Source organism: Nocardia citri (assembly GCF_054065835.1).
Window position 1 is genome coordinate 377,055 of record NZ_JBSUQM010000001.1, and the last position, 23,486, is coordinate 400,540.

Below are 23,486 nucleotides of genomic sequence, written 5' to 3' on the forward strand. Positions count from 1 at the left end.
CGCGGTGCGCCTTGCGAGCAGCGAACCATCCCCGGCGTCTTCCGAATACCACCCGATCCCCGGTAATCAACGCGATCCACCAGGTCACGGGCGTACGCTCGCATACGTCGATTTCCCGAACCGTTCGTCGGTGCCGCAGCAGCACCGCGCCGCCGAAGCCGGTGTCGCAAGCCGGGATTCAGCAGCGAAAGCCGGTGCCGCACAACGTGTTACTCGCGATCCCGACGCCGCAGCAGCTCATTGACGCTGACCGTCCGCCCGTCCGCGCTGTGGTGGCGACCTTCGTCGGGATGGCCGATGCGGCGACGGTTGGACCTCAGCTCGGCCATCCAGTTCTCGATGCTGCTGCGGTTCTCCTCCGCCGCATCATCGTTCGAAGCGGCTGGCCGTTGCGGTGCCGCATGGTGGGTCGGATGGTCCGGGATCTGCGTCGGCTGAACCGGCGGCGAGGGTGGCGTCGGCGACGGCGGTATCGGACGAGTCGGCTCGGCCGCCTCCGAAATCGTCGGAATCTGCCGCGGCCGAATGGGATCGGGTCCGGGCGGCGTCGATTGCCCGGGCGGTGTGGTCGGCCCAGCCGACGTCCCCGGCTCAGGCGGTGCGGTCTGCCCGGACGGCAAACCCGACGCGGTCTGCCCGGACGGCGGCGCGAGTGGCCCGGGCGGTGCCGCATGCAACGGCGAACTCGCCCGCGGCCGAGTCGGATCGTGCGGCGTGACGGGCGGCCGCGGCGGCACCGTCGGCTCGGGCGGGAGCTTCGCGAAATGCCGGGTCGGCGCCTCCGCCTCGATCTCTTCGACCGTGCGTGGCCGCCGCGGCGACCGTGCACGCGTAGTGGCGTTATCGGTGAGCGCGGGCATCTGCATCGTCACCGGATCGGTAATCGGCGTGGTCTTCACCAAGTCGACGACCTCGCCCCCGCCGGGACGCTCATCGTCCAGGATCGGCTCGCCGAGCCCGACCTTCTGCTGCACCTTCTTCATCCACGTCGGTGCCCACCAGCAGTCGTCGCCGAGCAGTTTCATGGTGGCCGGGACGAGCAGCATGCGCAGAATCGTGGCGTCGATGAACAGCGCCGCGATCATGCCGTAGGCCAGATACTGCATCATGACCAGATCGGAGAACGCGAACGCGCCGGTCACCACGAGCAGGATCAGCGCCGCCGCGGTGATGATGCGTCCGGTCTGCGCGGTACCGATGCGAACCGCCTCGGTGGTCGAAGCCCCCATCGTGCGCGCTTCGACCATGCGCGACAACAGGAATACCTCGTAGTCGGTCGAAAGACCATAGATAACCGCGATGATCAGCACCAGCACCGGCGACATGATCGGCTGCGGCGTGAAATTCAACAGGCTCGCGCCATGTCCGTCGATGAAGATCCACGTCAAAATGCCGAGCGTGGAACCCAATCCGAGCGCGCTCATCAGCGCGGCCTTGATCGGCAGCACCAGGGAGCCGAAGGTGAGGAACATCAACAGCGTGGTGACGAACAGCACCAGCGCGATCATCAACGGCATCCGGTGCAGCAGCGCGTCGATGCTGTCCTTCTGGATCGCGGGCTGCCCGCCGACGTACATCTGTACGTCGTCCGGAACGTCGAGGGAGTTCAGATACTCGATGGTCGGATCCGGATTCTCCGAATCCGCGAGCGTCGCACTGGTGCGATAGACGTTGGGGTCTGAGCTCGAGCGTGACGGCACGTCGAAAGTGCCGTTCAAACCGGGCGCCTGCTTGGCCGCGGTCCACACCTTGCCGACATCGGTGCTGTTGGCGGAGACGAATACGAGCTGGATCGGATCGGACTTGCGTAGCGGGAAGATCGAGTCGAACTTCGCCTGCGCGAGCCGAGTCGCATTATCCGGTGGCAGATACCGCTCGTTGATGCCGCCGAAAGCCAGATTCTTGACCGGAATGATCAGCAGCAGCAACAGGATGCAGATCGGGATGGCGATCTTGAGCGGATGCTGCATCACCCAGCGGGTCGACTTGCCCCAGAGGCTGTTCTCGACTTCCTCGGCGGTCTTGGTCCGGCGGAATCGCTTGAGCCCGAGCATATCCACCCGCGCCCCGAGCAGGCTCAGCATCGCGGGCAGGATGGTGATGGCGGTCAGCGCGGCCAGCGAAACGGTCGCGATGGAGCCGTAGGCGATCGATTTGAGGAAGCCCTGCGGAAATAGCAGCATGCCGCCGAGGCTGGCGATGATCATGGTCGCGGAGAACACGACGGTGCGACCCGCGGTCATCACCGAACGGCGCACCGCCGCGCGCGTGTCGTAGCCTTCGGCGAGTTCCTCCCGGAACCGGCTCACGATGAACAGGCCGTAGTCGATGGCCAGACCCAGGCCGATCATCGAAACGACCGGCGAAACAAACGAGTTGACCTCGGTGAACCCGGTGACGAACCGCACGATGCCCCAGGCGCCGATCACGGTGAGACCACCGACGATCAGCGGCAGCGCCGCCGCGACCACACCACCGAAGATGAAGAACAGCAGCACCGCGACCGCTGGGATGGCCAGGATCTCCATCCGCTTCTGGTCGGCGGCCATGGTGTCGTTCAGCGTGCCCGCCACCGCCTGCAGACCCGCGACCTGCACATCGACGCCCGGAATCGCGAAGACATCCTTCACTTTCCGGAAGTTGCGCACCATATCGGTGTCGTTATCGCCCTGGATGGCGATCGAGGCGAAGGTGTACTTCTTATCCTTCGAACCGAATATCAGCGGTGATGCCGGGCCGGTTTCGGTCTGCCAGTAGGCGCCGTTGACCTTGGCGATCTCATCCGGATGTTCGCGCGGCAGCTTGTTGAGACTGTCGACGACCTGCTGCCGGAATGCGGGATCATCGATCGTCTTACCGTCCGGTGCGGTGTAGAGCACGATCACATCACTGGTGTGATCACGTCCGAACGCCGCGTCGGACAACTTGGCCGCCTCGGCCGATTGCGACGTCGGGTCGTCCCACCCGCTGGAGCTGAGATGGTCTTCCAAGCCGAGGCCGTAACCGCCGAGTGCCAAGAGTGCGGCCGCGACCATGCCGATGACGGCGAAGCGCAGCCGATAGACCAGATCGCCCCAGCGTGTGAACACTAAGCGACTCCTTGGGCAGGGCGAGAGGTGAGCAGTGCCGACAGCGGCCGGAACGGCTGCAGCCAGGCACCCTCGTCGGGCAGCGAGTCGAGGCTGACCCGGGGCAGTGGTTCACGGAACACGCCCGGGATGTCCTCGAGATCTATGAACTCGAGGGTATCGGAAGTTACAGCCCAACTCGCATGCTCACGGAAGCCGAGTATCTGAACAGGGATTCCGTTGGCGGCCAATCGTTCGAGCGGTTCGCGGAATGCCTGGCCGTCGGCGGAGGCGACCATGATGCCGGCCAGCCCGGCGCCGCGGCTGCGTAGCTCGATGTGCGCGAGCATATCCGCGTCGACATCGGAGTCCTCATCGATTTTGGGCTTGGCGAAGACCGCGTAGCCGACATTGCGCAACGCCTCCACCCACGGCCGCACCACATCCGCGGTGCCGGGCGCGATATTGGTGAAGACGGTCGCTTCCGGTTCGACCCTGGTCACGCTGCCTACCGATAGTTCGGCGGTGCGCGCGAGCAGCCAGCGGCCGAGCGCGTCGAAGCGCGGTCGATAGGCGGCGGTCGGGCGGCCGCCGAGGATCGCCCCCAGCCCCATGTCGAGGTTCGGGGCGTCCCAGACCAACAGCACCCGCCGCACATCGGGCGTAACCGCGCCGATCGCCTCGGATCCGGTTCCGTGCACCTCCCCGGCAACATCCACGACCGCATGGGCCATTTCACCGACACTCATCATTCGATCTTCCCCCATATGAACTCGTTGATGGCGCTTCCGGCGCGATGTGCCTTGCCTTCGAATTTCGTGACGGGCCTTTCGAAACCGATCGGCGCACTGTCGCGGTGCTCGGCGCTGACCCCTCCCGTGGTCTCGTTCAGGCCGATGAGCTGCGGTTCCGCGGCGCCGACCGCGGCGATGAACTCGGCGTAATCGGCGTGGTCGGTCGCGACATGCAACACACCGCCGGGCCGCAGGCGACTGGCGATCAATGCGAAGGCCGCGGGCTGCAACAGCCGCCGCTTGTGGTGTCGCGCCTTGGGCCACGGGTCGGGAAAGAAGACCCGTACGCCCGTGAGCGACTGCTCGGCAATCATGTTTTCCAACACATCGACGGCGTCGCCGCGCAGCAGGCGAATGTTGTCGATGTGTTCGCGCTCGATGCGCTGCACCAGTTGCGCGAGACCGGGCTGATAGACCTCGATGCCGAGGAGATTCAGCCGCGGTTCCGCCTGTGCCATCGCGGCGGTGGCGGTGCCTGTCCCACAACCGATCTCGATGACGAGCGGGGCGTCACGGCCGAACCAGGCTGCGGCGTCGAGCGGTTCATCCGCCACATCGCGGCCGATTTTCGGCCAGGTGCGATCCCAGGATTGCTGCTGGGTCGCGGTGAGTGCGCCCCGGCGCGAGCGGAAGCTCGTCACTCGGGGGTACAGGCGAGAGCCCGAGCCCTTTCGGGATCCACCGTCCGCCGGAGCCGCGGCTGTGGACGGCGGTCCGGGAACTGACTCGGCAGTGTGGTTCGCGGCGTCGTTCACACGGTCCATTGTCCAGCATCGCAGGATGCGGTCGGCAAGCGGTCGTAGCGGATCGCTTGCGGGTCATCCGAGACGGCGGCGCGCGCCCGGTTATGCGGCGCGTACGCGGGGGATTCGAGTCGCGGGCGCGCCCTGCTGACGTAGCGGCTTGCCCAGTGTCACCTTGACCGCGGTGCCAAGCATTTCCCACAGTCCGCGCACCCCGGTCGGCGAGGCGGCGACCGACCACACCGTGCTGTCGCCGACATCGCGGACCGGTTCTCCGGCGAGTCGATCGCTGAGCCAGTCCAGGCTGATCGGGGTGGCCAGCGGGAGCAGCGAGAAGTGTTCGCTGAGCCGGTCGCGCACATAGGTGACTTGCGCGCCGCCGCGGCGATAACGCTCGACCTGGCCGTCGACGCCGTCCACGTGGATGATCTGGTCGTGCACCGGCTGCACCACCAGCAGCGGGCAGGTCGGGATGGAGTGACCGAGGCGCAGGTCATCGAGCATGGCCTGCATATCGGGCGCGGCGAGCACCTCGTCGAGCGGACGGCACAGATGGTGGCCGACATCTCTATTGATGAGGCCGAGCACCGCCGCCAACGGTGTCGACCGTTCGGCGCGTGCGATGAGCCGGTGGCCCTCGGCATCGCAATCGCTGTCGAAGACCGCGGCCAACGCCGGATAGAGCCTGCGCAGCGCCGCGACCACGATGGCGGGCAGTCCGGCGTAGCGCCCGCCGTTGAGCCGGGTGAAGACCTGGCCCGGATCGCCGACCGGCGCGCCGAGCACCGCGCCGACGATATCGAGTTCGGGCGCGTAGGTCGGCGCCATCTCGACCAACCACGAACTGGCCATACCGCCACCGGAATAACCCCAGACCGCGATCCGGGTATCGGGCCGCAGACCCAGCGGTGCGAAGCGCAACGCCGCGCGGATCCCGTCGAGTCCGCGGTAACCGGGCTCGCGTGGTGCGCCGAAATTCCCGTGCGGGCCCTCATGATCGGCGATGCTCACCGCCCAGCCCCGGCGCAGTGCATTGGCCACCAGCATCCATTCGAACTGGGTAACCGAGCCGAGTGCGTGCGAACCGCGTCGCAATGCGTAGGACGGGGAACACCGTTCGGCGATCGCGTCCATGGCGGTCTGGAAGGCCAGCAGTGGGCGGTCCTCGTCCGGGTCGGCATCGAGCGGCAGCAGCACGGTGGTGACCGCCGCCTCCGGCGTGCCGTGCATATCACAGCTGCGGTAGAGCAGCTGCCAGGCCGAGACCTGCTGCGGCACAAGACCGAACAGTGCGAGTTCGACGCGACGGCTGCGCAGGATGGTCCCCGCCGGACGAGCCGCGAAGCCTTTCGGCGGACGGAGGAATGGATCGCTACTGGGTAGCAGTGGCTTGTCCGCGCCGGACGCGTCCGGCTCAGTAGCACCGATGACATCAACGGTCACGGCAACCTCCTCATCGAGATCCGGCACGGGCGGAACGCATTCCGCCTGGTCGGCCTCCGGTGTTCGATTGCGGCGCTCCCGGGGACCTGCGTGGTTACGCAAGCTACCGCCTTCGGTCCCGTTGCTCGCGCCGCGGGTTCGAGAAGCGAAGCTGCGCACCGACGATGGTGCCGACCATCGGGTCAGATTAAGTTACCCGGGCATCTGTGGGAACCCCGAGGTAGGGGGCTTGTCCCGCACTAGACTGCGCGCATGAGCAGACCGACTGTGTTCATCACCGGTGCGGCGGCGGGGATCGGCCGGGCCACGGCCCTACTTTTCGCTGCACAGGGGTATCACGTCGGTGCATACGATATCGATGAAGTGGGGCTGACCAGGCTCGCGGCCGACATCAACGCCGCCAATGGCAGTATGCGCACCGGGGTGCTGGATGTGACGAACGACACGCACTGGGCCGAGCGTCTCGCGGAGTTCAACGGTGACCAGAACCGGCTCGACATCCTCGTCAACAATGCGGGCATCCTGCGCGCGGGTCGGTTCGAATCCCTCGATCTGGCCACCCACCAGGCGATCATCGACGTCAACCTCGGCGGAGTGATAGCGGGTACGCATGCCGCGTTCGGTTATCTGCGTGATACGCCGGGAGCACAGGTGGTGAATCTGTGCTCGGCGTCAGCGATCTACGGTCAGCCCGAACTAGCCAGCTACGGTGCGACGAAGTCCGCGGTCAAAAGCCTCACGGAGGCACTGGATCTCGAATGGGAACGGCACGATATCCGGGTAATCGCGGTGTGGCCGCTGTTCGTGGCCACCGCCATGGTGGGCGGCGTAGACACCGCCTCGAGCAGATCGCTCGGCGTGCACCTGAGCGCCGCGGATGTCGCGCAGGGGATCTGGGACGTGACCCGCAAGCGCGGACGGCTGCCGCGCGTGCACTACGAAATCGGCGCGCAGGCAAAGGTATTGGCGACCGCCGCGAAATACGCGCCCAACTGGGCCGTGCGTAGCGTGAACAAATACTTGAGCGGCAGCTGATCCTTTTCCAGCGCGGGCAAGCAGTCGCTGGCGGCCCGTACGCGCGGCACGTCTGCAAGAATGGCGCACCGAAAAGGGGGTGTGCAGCTTTGCCGACAGCCACCGAATCCGACGGACCCCGGATCCGACCGGGCGGACCCGCACGGGAGCTCGACCAACTCGACCAGCTGCTCGCGACGTTGCGCTCGGGTGCCGATCCGCGGATCGTGGGCCAGGTGGGGACCGCCATCGCGCGGTGGCGGCGACCGCCGCGCATCCAGGTGACCGGGCGGGCACATACCGGGCGGAGCACCGTGCTGCACGCGCTGGCGTTGATGTCGGCGGTGGAGACCGCGCCGATCGATGAACCTGGTGTGGCCGATCCCGAACTCGATGCCGACATTGTCGTCTACGTCCTCTCCGGTGCACCCCAGCCCGCGGACCGGCGGATTCTGTCGCAGTTGCCGCCGGGGCGCACCGTCGTGGTGCTGAACAAGGCCGATGCCATCGGGTCGCGCTGGGGCGATGCGGTCGCCGCCGCCGAGCAGTACAGCGGTGACCTGGGCACCATCACACTGCCGGTGGTTGCCTCGCTGGCCGTGCGGACCAGGGCCGGTGCGCTGAGCGAGGCCGATCTGGCCACGTTGCGCCGCCTGGCCGACACCGCGGATCCGGCGCTCACGCTGTCGCCCGACCTGTTCGTCGCGGCATCGGCCGGACCGGATGTCGCCGAGCGCGAAGAACTGCTGCAGCGCTGGGATCTGTACGGCGTGACCTGCGCGTTGTCCGCGCTGCGCCAGGACCCCGAACTCGGTCCGCACGCACTGCTGCAGATCATGCACGCGGCCAGCGGTGTAGATCCGCTGCACCGTCTACTGCACCGCCGCTACGAACAGGTCTCGGCACTGCGCGGCGGCGAACTCCTCGACGAACTGGCCCGCCTCGCCGCCCGCGCCGTACCCGTCGACGGCGCGAACGCGCGCGAGATGTTGGAGGACTACCTCTTCGGCGACGACGCGCTCTGGCTCGGCCTCTGCGCGGGCCTGGCCTACCCGGAGGTCGCCCACCTGGCCGCCGGATATCCCGCACCCGCACCCGCCGATGCCGACGACGCCCTCGCCCGTGCCGCCCGTTGGCGTGCCGTGGTCTCCAGCGATATGTCCCCCGCCGCCCGTCGCGCCGCCCTCCGCGTCCACAACGGCTACATCCGGCTATGGGAACGGATGAGCAGTGCCGGACTCTGAACCACCGGATTCCGCGCGCACGCGGTCTTCGGTCTCGGATACGCCCGAGCGCTCGGAATCCGCTGCTGCGCCACTCGGATCCAGCAGTGGTTGCCCACCTGATACGGCCTCGCCACCGACCGGTTCGGTGACTGCATCAGGTGGGGACGTGCCGGGTTCGACCGAGGCCGCGAGGGGATCGCCGCCCGATTCCGACAAGTCCTCGCCGACTCCGGAGGTCGAGGCGGTAATCGCGCGGTGGAACCCGCAGGGGATGGCGCTCCTACGAGCTGTGCGGGGGACGGGGGTGGCGGCGGCGGTCACGTTGATCGGGCCGGATGATTCCAATACGAGCTTGTTGCGGACCGAGTTGGCGCGGTTCGAGCCGCGGATCGCGCTGTCGGATCCGGCGCCCGATGCGAGCGCGGCGGTGGAGACCACGTCGCCGTCGGGTAATGCGCCTTCGGCGGTCGCTCTGATGCTGTTGGACGCGGGCAGCGTCGTCGGCGCGGACACCCTGCGTGTGGTGCAACGGCTACGCGCCGACGGCACCCGGATCCTGCTCGCCATGAACGGCATCCACGCCTACCAGGACTGGCGCGCCGTGCAGGCGCACAACCTCGAACTGCTCGCTGCCCAGGGCATCGACGATCTGGAGATCGTGCCGGTATCGGCGCGGCTCGCGGTGGCGGGGCGCGCGGCCGACAATGCGGGTCTGATCGATCGGTCTGGACTCGGCGCGCTGCATGCGGAACTCGCGGCGGCGACGGCCGCCGCGAGTTCCGACGATCGGGTCACCGCCGTCACCGCGCGCGTGCTGACCGATACCCGCCGACGGGTCGGCGAACAGGTCACGGTGCTGCGCTCGGGCGCGGAGCCGATCCAGTGGCGCGAGGAGCGCGCGGTACTGCTCGCGGGCCGCGACGGCGGGCGAGCCACCGCCATGTCCACCCTGCGCAGCCAATTGCACCTGGCCAGGGTCGATCTGATGACCGATGTCGGGGCCAGGGTCCGCGCGCTGCACGCCGCCGCCCGTGGCGAACTCGATCGGCTGCGCCGCTCCGAATTCGGCGGCTATCCCGAACGCCTGCAGCAGGCGGTGCACGAGCTGACCGGTCTCGTGGACGGAACCACCGATCAGCGGTTGCTCGAGCTCGCCGATCGCCTCGGTGCGGTGCCGGAAAACAACTGCGGTATACCGCCGCGCCGGCGCGATCCGGCCCCGCGTGTCGGCCCGGATCCGGAGCCGAGGCATCGAGGTGTCGAAGATCACCTCATGATCGCGCTCGGCGCATCCGCTGGGGTCGGCATCGGCCGCCTACTGGTCGCCCCGCTCTCGCTCGTGCCGACCCTGGATTTCGCGACCGTTCCGGTGACGCTGCTGCTAGGAGCGGGTGCGGCGGCCTGGGTGGTGCGGGCCCGCGGCCAGGTCGCCGACCGCGCGCACCTTCGGCAGTGGGTCTCCGACGCACTAGTGAATGTGAAGGCCCAGTTGGAGCAGCGCGTCGCCACCGCACTGGTCGAATCGGAGACCGCGCTATCGGAGCGCGTCATGCGTGCGAGCACCGAGCGAGTCGTCGAAATCGACCGTCAGGTGGCCGAATTGGAGGCCAGACTGCGCCGCGCCGCTGCCGAACAACCGGGGCAACTCGCCGCCTGCGAACGCGATATCGCCATCCTCGATCGGTATCGGACTTCTCTCGATTAGGTAACTTAGTGGGTACTCCTGAGGGAACCCGATTCCGTACTGGTCGTCACATCGCGTTAACCTCTTAGGCAGGAACCTGGGCGTCCGCTTCGTCCTTGTACGCGGTCCAGCCATGACGCGCTTTCGACTGGTCGTAGCGGGTGCCTTCCCGCCAACGGTGGCGCTCGGTGTGTTCGCGCTGGTCATGGGCCTTGCCGTAGCGACTGCTCGCTGGTCGCTCGATATGGTCAGCCCAGGCGGGAACACCGTGATCCGCCCATCTCAGGAGAGTTTTCATGACCTCAGCGACCATTCCTGGTCTTCGCGATTCCGACGGCAAGCAGCCGACCGAGCACAGCGAACTACTCGCCTGGGTACAGGAAGTCGCAGAACTCACTCAGCCAGAGCGAGTGGTCTGGGCGGACGGTTCCGACGAAGAGTGGGATCGGCTGACCACTCAGCTCGTTGCGGCGGGCACCTTCAAGAAGCTCAACGAGGACAAGAAGCCGAACTCGTTCCTCGCCCTCTCCGACCCCTCCGATGTGGCGCGTGTCGAATCCCGCACCTACATCTGTTCGAAGACCGAGGCCGACGCGGGTCCGACCAACAACTGGGTCGACCCCACCGAGATGCGCGCCACCATGACCGAGCTGTACCGCGGTTCGATGCGGGGCCGCACCATGTACGTGGTGCCGTTCTGCATGGGCCCGCTCGGTGCCGAGGACCCCAAGCTGGGCGTCGAGATCACCGACTCCGAATACGTCGTGGTCTCGATGCGCGTGATGACCCGCATGGGCACCGCCGCGCTGGACAAGCTCGGCACCGATAAGCCGTTCGTGAAGGCGCTGCACTCCGTCGGCGCACCGCTGGCCGACGGCCAGGCCGATGTGCCGTGGCCCTGCAATGACACCAAGTACATCACCCACTTTCCCGAGGACCGCGAGATCTGGAGCTACGGCTCCGGCTACGGCGGCAACGCGCTGCTCGGCAAGAAGTGCTACTCCCTACGCATCGCCTCGGCCATGGCCCACGACGAGGGCTGGCTGGCCGAGCACATGCTGATCCTCAAGCTGATCTCCCCGGAGAACAAGGCGTACTACATCGCCGCGGCCTTCCCGAGCGCCTGTGGCAAGACCAACCTCGCGATGATCCAGCCGACGGTTCCCGGCTGGCGCGCGGAGACCCTGGGCGATGACATCGCTTGGATGCGTTTCGGCAAGGACGGCCGCCTGTACGCGGTGAATCCAGAGTACGGCTTCTTCGGCGTCGCACCGGGCACCAACCGCAGCTCGAACCCGAACGCCATGGCGACCGTCGAGGCGGGCAATACGGTCTACACCAATGTCGCGCTCACCGATAATGGTGACGTCTGGTGGGAGGGTCTGGAGGGCGAGCCCGATCACCTGATCGACTGGAAGGGTAACGACTGGTATCTGCGGGAGACCGAAACCCTTGCCGCCCATCCGAACTCGCGGTACTGCACGCCGATGTCGCAGTGCCCGATTCTGGCTCCCGAATGGGACGACCCGCAGGGTGTGCCGATCTCGGCCATTCTGTTCGGCGGCCGCCGCAAGACCACGGTTCCGCTGGTGACCGAATCCTTCGATTGGCAGCACGGCGTCTTCATGGGCGCGACCCTGTCGTCCGAGCAGACCGCCGCCGCCGAGGGCAAGGTCGGCACCGTGCGCCGCGACCCGATGGCGATGCTGCCGTTCATGGGCTACCACGTCGGTGACTACCTGAACCACTGGATCAATGTCGGCAAGAACGCCGATGCGAACAAGCTGCCGAAGATTTTCTACGTCAACTGGTTCCGTCGCGGTGGCGACGGCCGCTTCCTGTGGCCCGGATTCGGCGAGAACTCCCGCGTGCTGGAGTGGATCGTCGGCCGCATCGAGGGTTCGGCGCAGGCCGAGCCGACCGCGATCGGCAATGTGCCCACTGCGGCCCAGCTCGACCTGGAGGGGTTGAAGGTCGACCCCGTCGATGTCGACGAGGCGCTCGCCGTCGACGCCGAGGAATGGCGCAAGGAGATCCCGCTCATCGAGGAGTGGTTCGAATTCATCGGTGACAAGCTGCCTTCCGGCGTGCGCGACGAGTTCGAGGCGCTCAAGGAGCGCCTGGGCTCTGTCTAATTTGCCGCGCCTTCGGCGCGGCGTGTTCGCGGCCCCCTGCTGTCTCGCGTCCGAGCCGTCGAGACTCGCGACTTCGTCGCATGCGCTTCGACGGCTCGGACGCGAGACGGGCCGCGAACGTCGCTCGTAAGACTCGCTCCGTTGTGGTCGCTGATGGTGGGGTGTTCGGCACCTGATGTACCCGCGCCGGACGGGCCGGTCTCGTGCCTGCGGTGTATGTGCTTCGGCGGCTCGGACGCGAGATGGGGCGTGAACGGTTCGCTCGTAAGACTCGTTCCGTGGGCCGAGTAATCGCTGAAACCCACGGCACCGCCCGCACTGTCTCACGATGGTGCGGGCGGTTCGTTTGTGGCGGAGTGCTATTCGGAGAACGGCGCGCGGGCGATCAGCTGACGGAAGCTCGCGGTTCTGATGAGCCATCGGGCGCGGCCGCTCGGCACCGCCGCCGCCTCGTTCGTAAGTGCTTGGGTCACATGCTGTTTGAAGTCGTGCCGCGCGGACTTGGCGAGCTTCGAATCCGGCAGCCCGAGATCCGCGAAGTCCACCCGCCCGCTTCCCCGCCTACTGAGCGCCAACGCGACCTGTCCCGCCACGTGCCGGGGCGCTCCCGCAACCAACTTGGCAGTCAACTGCCGCCGCTGACCCGCGGAAAGTATGGGCACGACGCCGCGGCGCTGGTTGGAGGCGCAGCGCACTGTGCGTGCCAGAGAATTGCTGGAGACCACTGAACTTCCTGTCGAAGTTGTTGCGGCACAATCGGGATTCGGCAGCGTCACCGCGCCGCGGGTGCATCTGCGCGCGGCCACCGGTGCGACACCCGCTGGTTGTCGCCGGTCGTTGCGCCGCTGGCGGATCTCGTCGATAAACGCGTGTTCCTGGTGGTATCGATCGCCAGATGTTTTCGGATTGCCGGATCTGGAGTCCGCCGGTGCGCTACGGTCTATTTGCCCCGGACGCACTTCGTGACATAAGGAGTCAGCTCCGGGAGGGGCTTGTGCTTCGCTCGTTTCCGTCTCATGACCGACCAGATTGCCAATCGTTAACTTGAATTAGATCGATCTGAGCTACTTCCCTTTCGAATTGCGAATCCGCATACCCGCGGCCAGCGATGAGAACGATGCGTGAGAGGTGGTTGAAACATGACCGATCTGGAAATCGGCCCGTCGGCGCTGCCGCGGACCGCCGGTTTCGTCGCGGCGGCCGCGAGCACACCGCTGCGGCGCGCTGTCGGACGTCTGCAGGATGCCTTGCCCTCGGGTTGGCAGGTCGAGATCATCGGCGCACCGGGCCGTCAGCCGGTAGTCCGGGTAGTTACGCAGGGGGCTTGACTAGCCCGCCCACCCCATCGGCATGAGCAGGGACTTCTGCTCGCAGAACGCGTCCAGACCTTCCGGTCCGTTCTCGCGGCCGAGGCCGGAGTTCTTGTATCCGCCGAACGGCGAGCTCGGGTCGAAGGCATACCAGTTGATCGCGTAGGTGCCGGTGCGCACCCGCGCCGCGATTTCCGCACCGTGCTCGATATCGGCGGTCCAGACAGAGCCGGCGAGGCCGTATACGGAATCGTTCGCGATGGCCACCGCTTCGTCCTCGGTCTCGTACGGGATCACCGACAGGACCGGGCCGAAAATCTCCTCCTGCGCGATAGTCGACTTGTTGTCGACATCGGCGAAGATGGTTGGTTCGACGAACCAACCGCGGTCCAGATCCGCCGGGCGACCGCCGCCGAGCACCAGTCGCGCGCCCTCTTCCTTGCCCTTGGCGATATACCCCTCGACGCGGTCGCGCTGCCGTTCGGAGATCAGTGGGCCGAAGGTCGTCGCCGGATCGGTGGGATCGCCGGTCTTCAGTGTCTTGACATGCTCGACCAGCGCGTCCAGGATCTCGTCGTAGCGGCTGCGCGGCGCGAGAATGCGGGTCTGCGCGACGCAGCCCTGGCCGCTGTTCATCAGACCGGAGAAGGCCAGCACCGGAATATTGGTGATATCCATATCCGGCAACAGAATTGCCGCAGATTTGCCGCCGAGTTCGAGCGACACGCTCTTGAGCTGTCCGGTCGCGATCGCGCCGATCTTGCGGCCGACCGCGGTGCTGCCGGTGAAGGTGATCTTGTCGACGCCCGGATGCGAGACCAGATACTCCGCGGCATCCGCCTCGGCGGGCAGGATCGACAGCACGCCCTCGGGCAGTCCCGCGTCGGCGAAGATTTCCCCGATCTTGTTGGCGGTCAACGGAGTAAGGGGCGCGGGCTTGAGTACGACGGTGCAACCGGCGAGCAATGCGGGCGCGAGCTTATTGGCCGCCAGGAACAGCGGGACATTCCAGGCGGTGACGGCCGCGACCACCCCGCGCGGTTCCCGCGAGACCCGCGCGGTGCCGAACAAGCCGGTGCGAGTCTCGTGCCAGGGGAAGGACTCGGCCAGTCCGGCATGCGCGTCGAGGGCGGCCACCGCCGGAATCTGGTTGAGCGTCATGGCGATCATCTGCGGTGCGCCCATTTCCGCGGTGAGCGTGGTCAGCAGATCGGCCGAACGCTCCTCGATCAGGCGGGCGGCGCGCGTCAATACCTGGGCGCGCTCCGCAGGCGGCGTGGACGGCCACGGACCGTTGTCGAAGGCGTGCCGGGCGGCGGCGACGGCGGCGTCGACATCGGCGCGACCGACGATCGGGACGCTGCCCACCGGCTCCACCGTCGCGGGCGAGATGACCTGGAGGTGCTCGGCGGCGGCGGGCGCGGTCCAGCGGCCGCCGATGAACAGGCTGTCGTAGTTCATGAGAACACGTTACAGTTTTGCGGGCTGATTGTCTGCAACGTGTTTCATTTTTTCGCTCGGCGACATTCTGAACGACGCGAATTCCGACCTCCCGGTTCGCTTTTCAGAGAACGCACTATTGCGTTCTGTTGCTACAGCGGTCATGCTGTAGCTACTGATCAGCTCGCTCGATTCATGAACCGATTACGCAATTGGGGAGTCAGAGCCATGGCGGTGCAAGTGATCGGTCGGTCGCTGATGACCAGTGATCAGACCGAGCATCAAGCTAAAAGCGTCGGCGCAGGTGGGTGGGTGGTTTCCTTCCTACCGGGCCGGACGTTGACCATCGAGCAGGCCACGGCCGCGATGCAGGCCGCCGAGGCGGTCGCCGTGGTCGGGATGCTGGCTGATCAGGTCGGCCTGACCGCCCTGGAGACGGTTGGTCTGGCCATTCAGGAATCCCCCTGGGCGGCAACGGTCAACGCGTGCGGGCGCCGGAGCTGGCGCCGGGGCTGGCTGGAGAAGTAGCGCTACGGCTTGGTCGCCACGACCACCAGATTGCTCACCAGCAACTCTCGTAACGCGGGTACGCGAACCACCCACCAGGCCCAGCGTGGGTGGTAGCGGGGGAACACGATGCGCACATCCGCGCAAGTGCTTGCCGCCCAACGCAACCCGTCCGCAGCACCAACCGCGAACAGCGATGTGCCGAAGCGGTTCTTCGGTTCCCGGCCGGTCTTGCGACGATAGCGGCGCGCGGCGTACTCGCCACCCAGGTAGTGCCACGGACCTGTTTCGTGGCCACCGAACGGACCGTGCCACACCGTATACGACAGCACGATCAAGCCGCCTGGACGGGTCACGCGCACCATTTCGTCGGCCATCACCCACGGCTGTGGCACATGCTCGGCGACATTCGAGGAGAAGCAGATGTCGACCGCGTTATCGCGGAACGGCAGTGCCATACCGGATCCGCGGACCGCGCCTGCCACCGAAAGCCCGGCGGCGTGCATCTCCGACGGGTCGGGCTCGACGGGGACGTAGCGTGCACCGGTCTTGACGAATTCGTCGGCGAAGTAGCCGGGGCCGCCGCCGACATCCAGGATGGTCGCGCCATCGAGGCCGTCTCCGGTGACGTCTTCGTAGAAATCGCCGATCAGCGCCGCGCTGTCGGCGGCCAGACCGCCGTAGAACAGTGCTGGATCGGTCTGCTCGAACCGGAAGCTGCCGAGCAGCCGCAGCGACCGCCGCAATGTCGCCCGCCGCGCGAACCGGGATATGGCTTGCCCGCGCCGTGCGGCATGCGCCGCCACGGCCTCGGCTGGCTCGGTTTCAGCTGTCGACACGGCGCAGAGTCTCGCATAGCGCGGGCACCGCACCGCAGGCCCACCTACTCGGCGCGGGAATTCTCGCGGGCGTCGGTTGTTGTTCATTCGGTGCGCGATTGCTGGTAAGGGCGCGGTGGTGGCTGGTCGGCCGGGTGCGCGGGTTAGGGTGTACGGCGATATCCGTGACCTGCTGACCGAGAGAAGCTTCACCGTGCGCGAAGTCTTTCTGCTGTGCTGGCGTGACACCGGACACCCCCAGGGCGGCGGCAGCGAACGGTACCTGGAACAAGTCGGCGCTCAGCTCGCCGCGCGCGGGGTCAAGGTCACGCTGCGCACCGCGCGCTATCCGGGTGCGCCGAAGCGGGAGCGAATCGACGGTATCGATATCAGCCGGGCGGGCGGGCGGTTCTCCGTCTATCCGCGGGCGCTGGCAGCGATCGCACTCGGACGGCTCGGCGTCGGGCCGCTGCGGGGTGTGCGGCCCGATGCGGTGATCGATACGCAGAACGGGATCCCGTTTTTCGCCGGTGCGGTGACCAAGGCGCCGTCGGTGGTGCTGGTGCATCACGGGCATCGGGAGCAGTGGCCGGTCGCCGGACGGTTCGTCGGGCGGATCGGCTGGTGGATCGAATCGCGGCTCTCGCCGCGGGTGCACCGGCACAACCAGTACCTGACCGTCTCGCTGCCCTCGGCCGAGGAATTGGCCACGCTGGGGGTGGACGGTTCCCGGATCGCCGTGGTTCGTAACGGCGCCGAACCCATTCCGGTAGGCGCGCCGACCGGCTGTGCGGACACACGCGCCGAGGAGCCGCGCATCGTGGTGCTCTCGCGATTGGTGCCGCACAAGCAGATCGAAGACGCCTTGGCGGTTGTCGCCCGACTACGGAGCCGGATTCCCGGCCTGCGGCTCGATGTGATCGGTGACGGATGGTGGGCGGACAACCTGAAGTCCGACGCTCGCGACCTCGGCATCGCCGATGCCGTCACCTTTCACGGCCACGTCGAGGAGCGGCGCAAACACGAATTGCTGGCCCGCGCTTGGGTCCACGTGCTGCCATCGCGCAAGGAGGGCTGGGGTCTCGCGGTCATCGAGGCCGCGCAACACGGGGTACCGACGATCGGTTACCGCAGTTCGCGCGGACTCACCGATTCCATTGTCGACGGGGTGACCGGAGTGCTGGTCGACGATGTGGGCCAGCTCTGCGAATCCGTCGGTGAACTCATCGATGACACCGAAGTCCGCGCCGTCATGGGGGAGAAGGCTCGAGCCCGTGCGCGTGAATTCTCTTGGGAGCAGACCGGGAAAGGTGTGTACGAGGTGCTGGCGGCTACGGCGCGAGGAGAGCACACCTCGGGGCTCATCCCACCTGGACCCTGATCTGGCTGCGGTTGTACGACGAACTCGCCGTCGGCTCGCGTGCAGGTTCGCGATGTCTATGGTCCTTGGCGAGCGTGACCTGGTTACCGTCCTGAGTTCACGTCGGGAGGCTCCCGCCGGAAAATTCCGGCGACCCTGTTCGCTCGTTGGATCGCGTTGATGCCCGGCCGGGGACAACAGGCATGTACCGCTGACGTCGCTGTCGCAGGCCAGACGATCAGCACCCTGTCGAGAGCGTGCCCGCCGTGCTGGGTTGTGGCCTTACCCTCGTGCGCTGCCGCTCGGTATGAATGCCGTGCGGGTTCGGCGCGGGCGCAGTATGGCCGCCAACAGCAGACCGCCGACCAGTAGGGCCGCCCAGAGGATGTGGGCGGCGTAGGCGATCGCACGGTGTGTGGATTGTGACTCCTTGAAGTGGCCTGCGACCTCGGGGACTCGGTACAGGGCCAGTTGAGGGTCGGCGTAGACCGAGTCCAGCTGGGCGAGTGTTGTTTTCGAGTCGCCCAGGGGGCCGGGCGTGGTGCGTTCGACGAGGACCCAGCCGACACCGAGCTCACCCAGCCGCTGTGCCGAATCTCCGTGCAGCAGTGTGTTTTCCACCTCCCGTGCTCTGGCTCCCTCGCCGGCCACCGTCCGGCCGTGCACTGGAAGCTCACCGGTCTGCAATACATCGCGCGGCAGCATCCGTGGCGCCGGATCCAATACCGCCACCTTGCCACTGTATGGAAACTTTCGGAACATCCCGCCGGGTAACACCGCGACGTCCCCGGGTCCATCGATCCGTTGTGTGACCCGCTGCCAGCCGAGCGGATAGTGCACCGGCTGCAGCGCGCTACCGACGCCCCAAGCCAAATCGCACAGTGGCACAACCAGCAGTGCGATGAATACCGTTGCGGTCAAAGCCATTCCGCGCGTCCGCGAGCTCGCGGGCTTCTGCGCCGCGAAGCGTGCCGCGACGGCCCGGCACCCAGCGGCGGCGCACAGCGCGTAGGCGGGCACGGCGAGCGCCACATACTTCTGTGTATCCCGCAGCAACCCAGCTCCCGGCACCTGAGCGACAAGCCATTCCATGCCGCACATCCCCCACGATGTCGCCCCCGATGCGGGCAGCACGACAGCGAAAGCCGCCAGTACCAGCAGCCCGCGCCGGACTCGTACGGCCGCGCGGTCGGTGCCATCGGCACAAGCATCGTCTGCGCTGATCGCTACTGCGATTTCCGTGATGGCGGGGTGCTCGGAATGGGGTGAGGCGACATCGGATTCGCCGTCCTCGGAAGGGCCGATTGCGGACCCGCAGGTCGCCCTGACCCGGGGGTGCGTTGAATCAGTTGTGGCCGTGTCGGGCTCGAGGTCTACGGCATGGCGGCGAGAGTTCGCGGTGTCACCGGAGATTTCGGCACCACAGGTCCGCGAATGGGTTGGCGCGGTGCCGGATTCGATGTCATCGGCGCGGCGCCGGATAGCGCCGGTCTTGATCCCGGCGGTGGTGCCGACGCCAGCAGCTACCAAGACCAGGAGAAGGGCGGTGGCGATCAGGGCGAGGGGGGTGGTGCGGGAGGCGGGAACCGAGTCGGCGTTCCAGATTCCGCCGAGTCCGGCCAGGGAGCCCAGGGTGCCCAGGGCGGGTTCGGCGCGCGCGGCGAAGGCGGCGATGCCAGCCGGGTCGGAGGGTTCGGAGCCCGCGCCGGACAGCATCGTCGCGGTCAGCCAGGGCGCGGCGGTGGCCAGGAGCAACGCGAGTGTTCCGAGTAGGTTTCGGCGCCCGACCAGAACCAGGGCGGTGCAGCCCGCCAGCAGCGCACCAGTCGGAGTGAGTCCCGCGGCCGCGAAGCATCCGGCCAGAGCCGCCCACGACCCCACCGCATTCCTGCGGGGTACGTCCGAGCGACGGGTGCGGATTCGGTAGGCGGCCAACGCGGTCCAGGGCAGGGCCGCGTATCCGGTCAGGAGGCTCCAGTGGCCTTGCAGAAGGCGTTCGGCGACGTATGGATTCCACATGGCGACGGTGACGGCGACCAGTTGCGGTCCGGTCGATACCCGGAGCAATTCGCGGCACAGCACCGCGGCGCCGGATCCCGCCGTCCACAGTGCGACGAGCAGGATTGCCTTGACAACCGAACCGCCGTCGACGAATGGTGAGACGGCGGCGAGCAGCGCGTCCTGCGGGACTGCGCGTGGGGCCGCATCGCCGAGACCCAGTGCCGAATCCGTCAGGTATGAGCGCGGTGTGCTTACCGCATCGCGCAGCAAAAGATAGCCCGGTCCGAGTAGTGGGCCGGCGATGAGCAGCGCCAGCAGCCCGCTGTAGCAGGCAGGTGCGAACCGTACCCACCGTGCGCGCCGAGCCGGGCCGTCAGTCACGCGTGCACCCTACGTTCCGCACGCAACGCTGTCCGCTTCGGGCTACCGGGGCAGCTTTGCGCCGGATCGCAACCGAAACGCCGGGCACATCGCGGCGATCGGCAGCACGCGGTCCGGCCGATTCGATGCCGCCACCGGCCGAAGCAGACACCGCCGATCCGCGGGAGGCGAGTCGATCGGTACCACACAACAGTTTTCGGTTTCCCTCCCGCTGAATGGCGAGGATGAGATGGCGCAGTTCCTCAGCAGACCGCACGGGTTCGCACCTGCCGAGCGCCGCGATGCACGACGATTTCGGTGGCAGGCGCCTGTGGGGTGCGCGGCGGCGGGGTGGGACGATTGCCGCGTGCCTGCCGTCCGTCGTCTCCCTGTCGTGGCGGATCTGTCGTTGGTCACGGCCGGGGCGATGACGGCCAATGTGGCGGGATATCTGCTGCAGATGTTGGCGAGCAGGTGGTTGGGCGTCACCGGATATAGCGAATTCGCCAGCTTGCTCGCGGTGCAGCTGTTGTGTGCGGTGCCCGCGCTGGCGTTGCAGAACGTGGTGGCCAGGGAACTGGTGCGCGGTGCGAGTGTCGGGGTGCTGCGCGGGTTGCGGTGGCGGTGTGCGGTGATCGTCGCGGTAGTCGCCGCGGCGCTGGTACCGGTTATGACGGCAGTACTGAACGTCGGCGTCCTCGCCTGCGCGGCCGCCCTCGGCGCGGCCCCCGCCTTGGTCCTGGTATCCGGTGAGCAGGGAATCCTGCAGGGCAGCAAGCGGTTCCGAGCCCTGGCCGTAGTCCTGGGCGCGGCCGGAGTGGCGCGCGTGGTCCCGGCGTTGGTAGTCCTCGCAGCGGGCGGCGGCACCGCTGCCGCACTGTGGGCCGCCGCAGTAGGCATCGTCGTCGCTGCCGGGTTCGCCCGCTACACCGCAGGTTCGCCCCGCGTTCGTCCCGCTACCACCGCAACGACGCAACGGTCGGAAGGGCCAGCAGGTAGCGTCCCCGAACCGTTGCCCGGATTTACGGTCGAAGGACCGGGGCGTGCAGCGGCGGCCGGAGCAGGAACTCGAGATGACGACCGGTCCGGCAGCGAGCGGCGGCAATCGCAGGGCGACGATGTTTTCGAGGATGAGTCCACGCGATCGCGGATCGAAGAGGCCGCCGACAGTGCGCGATCCGTCGGTGTGTTGCCGGTATTGCGGGCGGCACAGGTGCAGGCGGCGTTGATGGCGTTGTCGTCGGCGGATCTGATCATCGCGCGGATTGTCTTGGGCGGGGCGGATGCGAGCCGGTACGCGCTCGGGGCGATCGCCGCGAAGATCGCGTTCTGGCTGCCACAGGCCGTGGGCGTAGTGCTGTATCCCAGGATGGCGCAGCCGGCGCATTCGGCGCGCGCGATCCGGGATGCGCTGGCCGTGCTGTCCGGCATCGGAATCGCGGCGGTATTGGGCGCGGCCATTGCGGCACCGGTCGCACCGTTGTTCGCGGGACAGGACTACGCGCCGATCCAAGGCTTGCTGTGGCTGTTCGCCCTGCAGGGAGCGATACTCGCGGTCCTGCAAGGTGCGCTGCTTTCGGCGATCGCGGTGGACCGCACCGCCCTCGCCGCGGTGACCTGGCTCGGCCTGGCGATCGAGGTGGTCCTCATGACCTGCTTCGCCCGCTCGGTACCAACGCTGATCGCCACCGCGGTAGGTGTCGCGGCCGCTACCACCTCGCTCGTGGCGCTGATCGTATTGCGCACCGCAGACCACCCCGGCACCGCCGAATCGACGGGCACATCCTGCTGAGCACGGCGCAACAGACCGACCGGTTCGCCGAGACTCACCCGCAGCGCCGTCCGCTCACCTAGCATCACCAGCATGATCACCGCTGTGCATACCCTGGTCTACGCGGAGGATCCGGACGCAGCTCGTGCCTTCTTCCGTGACGTGCTCGGCTGGCCGAATGTCGACGCCCACGGCGGCTGGCTCATTTTCGGGACCGGGCCGAGTGAGCTCGGCGTGCATCCCGCGGACGGGCCGCCACGCCATGAGATTTCGCTGATGTGTGATGACATCGAACAGACGATGGCGGAATTGGGCGAGCGTGGGGCGCAATTCGTGGGTGAGGTCGCCGCGCGGGGCTTCGGACGCTGCATCGATATGAAGATTCCCGGCGCGGGCGTGATGCTGCTGTATCAGCCGTCGCATCCCGTCGCCTATCCGCAAAGTTCGTCCTGAGCTCGAATCGACCTTCGCCGAAAACGAACTCGGCTCCCCGGCATAATGCCGGAGAGCCGAGGTGCCGGGGTGACCGTCAGGGATTTTTCTGGATCCTGATCTGCTCGGTCGGAGCGTCATCCCCACCGCGACCCGGCCTGCGCCGACCCGCGCCGACCGGAGCGGATCCGCCGCGGATACCGAGGAACACACCGCCGACCACCGCGGCGACACCGAGCACACCGAGCACGATCGGCATGATCCGGCCGTACAGCGACAGCTTGTCGATGTTCTCCTTGGCCACCGAGATCTGCGATTCGATGGTGTTCTCGTCGAAGACGAGGTGCGACTTCAGCGCGGTGACGTCCGGATGGTCGCCGCTGCGCGCGAAGTACAGGTTGAGCTGCTCGCCACCCTTGATCACGGTGCCGGTCCGCGGCTCGACCCACAGGTCGCGGGTGTTGGTGTAGAAGCGGGTCATGGTGACCGGCTCGTCGCCCTCGAGGCCCCACTTGGCGGCGGGCAGGCTCAGCTTGTTGGACGGTGACTGGACCACGTCCCACAAGCTGGTCGCCGGGACCGACATCTGGAAGTGGTAGACCTTCAAGTTGTTGATCTCGGTCTCTTCCATGAACTTGGCGTCGTAGGACTTACGCGTATTGATATCGAAGTACGGGTAGGTCTTCTTCTCGGTGCCGATCGGGAAGCGGTACTGCAGACCGGTGTGCTGGACCGGATCGGCGATGCTCTGCAGGTCCTTGTTCACCGTGACGGCGATGGAGCCGTTGGGGTCCTTGGCCACCGGGTCGCCGGAGACGCGGTCGATGGTGACCCGGTCGACGGTCGCGCTCAGTAGGCCGGTGTCGCCTTGCTTATCGATGCGGCGCAGCGTCTGACCGGCCTGGACGGTCATCTGGGTGGCGTCGGAGGGCTCCTCGACGGTGAGGAACCGCTGCGAGATCAGCGGCACATTGGTGTCGATCTTGGCCGCACCCTCCGGTGCGGTGAGCGACTTGGAGTCCAGAACCAGGCTGTCCTCGCCCGGCTGGTTCGTCGCGATGGTTGTGATCTCGAGGTCGAGTGGAGTTTTGGCCAGTTTGCCGACGGTGTAGGTCGGGATCATCACCGCGGCGACGATCAGCAGCGCGCCCAGACCCACGAGCAGGCAGGCCACCGTCCTTCTGGTTCCGGCACTCAGTGCCATGCAAACTCTCCTCGTCGTAGCACGCAGGACTGTACGGCGAGCACAGCGGGCCCACCGCGGCACTCGTGAGCCCCGACACTAACAGTCCTACGTCGTACCACGCGGTGCCGAGGCCGGATTCGACCCAGAAATCGCGCGAGTCCAGCGCGAAATCTGAAACGTCGGGTTACCAGCTG

19 protein-coding genes are annotated in these 23,486 nt (G+C 67.0%); 10 read left to right on the forward strand and 9 right to left on the reverse strand.

Annotated elements, in window-relative coordinates; all coding sequences use genetic code 11:
• Nucleotides 1-209: 209 nt before the first annotated feature.
• From ACW2Q0_RS01875 to ACW2Q0_RS01890, 4 genes are all read right to left on the reverse strand, one after another.
• A complete protein-coding gene (locus ACW2Q0_RS01875) occupies nt 210-3,089 on the reverse strand; it encodes an MMPL family transporter (protein WP_457185400.1) in 2,880 nt (959 codons plus the stop codon).
• Nucleotides 3,089-3,817 carry an NYN domain-containing protein gene (locus ACW2Q0_RS01880; RefSeq protein WP_457185402.1) on the reverse strand — a complete coding sequence of 243 codons (729 nt, stop codon included), beginning with the start codon at nt 3,815-3,817 and terminating at the stop codon, nt 3,089-3,091. The genes ACW2Q0_RS01875 and ACW2Q0_RS01880 overlap by 1 nt, the downstream gene beginning before the upstream one ends.
• A complete protein-coding gene (gene trmB / locus ACW2Q0_RS01885; RefSeq protein WP_457185404.1) occupies nt 3,817-4,626 on the reverse strand; it encodes a tRNA (guanosine(46)-N7)-methyltransferase TrmB in 810 nt (269 codons plus the stop codon). Before trmB ends, ACW2Q0_RS01880 begins: the two co-directional genes overlap by 1 nt.
• Nucleotides 4,627-4,707: 81 nt before the next feature.
• Nucleotides 4,708-6,048 (reverse strand): lipase family protein, encoded by a 1,341-nt coding sequence (locus ACW2Q0_RS01890; protein ID WP_457185406.1) that lies wholly within the window; start codon nt 6,046-6,048, stop codon nt 4,708-4,710.
• 252 nt (nt 6,049-6,300) lie between these two features.
• Here ACW2Q0_RS01890 and ACW2Q0_RS01895 point away from each other — a divergent pair, with 252 nt between their 5' ends.
• The 4 genes from ACW2Q0_RS01895 (at nt 6,301) to ACW2Q0_RS01910 (ending at nt 12,107) form a co-directional block, all read left to right on the forward strand.
• The gene (locus ACW2Q0_RS01895; protein ID WP_457185408.1) at nt 6,301-7,083 is read left to right on the forward strand and encodes an SDR family oxidoreductase; all 783 of its coding nucleotides are present in this window, start codon (nt 6,301-6,303) and stop codon (nt 7,081-7,083) included.
• Nucleotides 7,084-7,172: 89 nt separating this feature from the next.
• Nucleotides 7,173-8,306 (forward strand): hypothetical protein, encoded by a 1,134-nt coding sequence (locus tag ACW2Q0_RS01900; RefSeq protein WP_457185410.1) that lies wholly within the window; start codon nt 7,173-7,175, stop codon nt 8,304-8,306.
• Nucleotides 8,307-8,454: 148 nt separating this feature from the next.
• The gene (locus tag ACW2Q0_RS01905) at nt 8,455-9,993 is read left to right on the forward strand and encodes a hypothetical protein (protein WP_457185412.1); all 1,539 of its coding nucleotides are present in this window, start codon (nt 8,455-8,457) and stop codon (nt 9,991-9,993) included.
• Nucleotides 9,994-10,268: 275 nt separating this feature from the next.
• Entirely contained in the window at nt 10,269-12,107 is a 1,839-nt protein-coding gene (locus tag ACW2Q0_RS01910; RefSeq protein WP_457185414.1) for a phosphoenolpyruvate carboxykinase (GTP), read from the forward strand.
• A 359-nt stretch (nt 12,108-12,466) separates the two neighbouring features.
• Here ACW2Q0_RS01910 and ACW2Q0_RS01915 read toward each other — a convergent pair whose 3' ends face one another.
• On the reverse strand, nt 12,467-12,736 hold the full coding sequence (locus tag ACW2Q0_RS01915) for a hypothetical protein (protein ID WP_457185416.1): 270 nt from the start codon (nt 12,734-12,736) through the stop codon (nt 12,467-12,469).
• 25 nt (nt 12,737-12,761) lie between these two features.
• On the opposite strand from ACW2Q0_RS01915, the gene ACW2Q0_RS01920 reads away from it, so the two are divergent.
• Nucleotides 12,762-13,073 (forward strand): helix-turn-helix domain-containing protein, encoded by a 312-nt coding sequence (locus ACW2Q0_RS01920; protein ID WP_457185418.1) that lies wholly within the window; start codon nt 12,762-12,764, stop codon nt 13,071-13,073.
• 173 nt (nt 13,074-13,246) lie between these two features.
• Nucleotides 13,247-13,435: a hypothetical protein gene (locus tag ACW2Q0_RS01925; protein WP_457185420.1), complete on the forward strand. Its 189-nt coding sequence runs from the start codon at nt 13,247-13,249 to the stop codon at nt 13,433-13,435.
• On the opposite strand, the gene ACW2Q0_RS01930 is transcribed toward ACW2Q0_RS01925, so the two are convergent.
• A complete protein-coding gene (locus tag ACW2Q0_RS01930; protein ID WP_457185422.1) occupies nt 13,436-14,878 on the reverse strand; it encodes an aldehyde dehydrogenase in 1,443 nt (480 codons plus the stop codon).
• A gap of 207 nt (nt 14,879-15,085) precedes the next feature.
• Here ACW2Q0_RS01930 and ACW2Q0_RS01935 point away from each other — a divergent pair, with 207 nt between their 5' ends.
• Nucleotides 15,086-15,385: a hypothetical protein gene (locus ACW2Q0_RS01935; RefSeq protein WP_457185424.1), complete on the forward strand. Its 300-nt coding sequence runs from the start codon at nt 15,086-15,088 to the stop codon at nt 15,383-15,385.
• A 2-nt stretch (nt 15,386-15,387) separates the two neighbouring features.
• On the opposite strand, the gene ACW2Q0_RS01940 is transcribed toward ACW2Q0_RS01935, so the two are convergent.
• Entirely contained in the window at nt 15,388-16,170 is a 783-nt protein-coding gene (locus tag ACW2Q0_RS01940) for a class I SAM-dependent methyltransferase (protein ID WP_457186067.1), read from the reverse strand.
• Nucleotides 16,171-16,396: 226 nt separating this feature from the next.
• On the opposite strand from ACW2Q0_RS01940, the gene ACW2Q0_RS01945 reads away from it, so the two are divergent.
• Nucleotides 16,397-17,563, forward strand: coding sequence for a glycosyltransferase family 4 protein (locus ACW2Q0_RS01945; RefSeq protein ID WP_457186069.1), 1,167 nt, complete (start codon nt 16,397-16,399; stop codon nt 17,561-17,563).
• Nucleotides 17,564-17,824: 261 nt separating this feature from the next.
• Here ACW2Q0_RS01945 and ACW2Q0_RS01950 read toward each other — a convergent pair whose 3' ends face one another.
• Nucleotides 17,825-19,924 (reverse strand): hypothetical protein, encoded by a 2,100-nt coding sequence (locus ACW2Q0_RS01950; RefSeq protein ID WP_457185426.1) that lies wholly within the window; start codon nt 19,922-19,924, stop codon nt 17,825-17,827.
• A 346-nt stretch (nt 19,925-20,270) separates the two neighbouring features.
• Between ACW2Q0_RS01950 and ACW2Q0_RS01955 the strand changes: the two genes are divergently transcribed.
• Together ACW2Q0_RS01955 and ACW2Q0_RS01960 are read left to right on the forward strand one after the other, a co-directional pair.
• Nucleotides 20,271-21,695 carry a polysaccharide biosynthesis protein gene (locus ACW2Q0_RS01955; protein ID WP_457185428.1) on the forward strand — a complete coding sequence of 475 codons (1,425 nt, stop codon included), beginning with the start codon at nt 20,271-20,273 and terminating at the stop codon, nt 21,693-21,695.
• 72 nt (nt 21,696-21,767) lie between these two features.
• Nucleotides 21,768-22,127, forward strand: a complete 360-nt coding sequence (locus ACW2Q0_RS01960) for a VOC family protein (protein ID WP_457185430.1) — start codon at nt 21,768-21,770, stop codon at nt 22,125-22,127.
• Between the two features lie 76 nt (nt 22,128-22,203).
• Here ACW2Q0_RS01960 and ACW2Q0_RS01965 read toward each other — a convergent pair whose 3' ends face one another.
• On the reverse strand, nt 22,204-23,310 hold the full coding sequence (locus tag ACW2Q0_RS01965; RefSeq protein WP_457185432.1) for a DUF3068 domain-containing protein: 1,107 nt from the start codon (nt 23,308-23,310) through the stop codon (nt 22,204-22,206).
• Nucleotides 23,311-23,486: the final 176 nt, after the last annotated feature.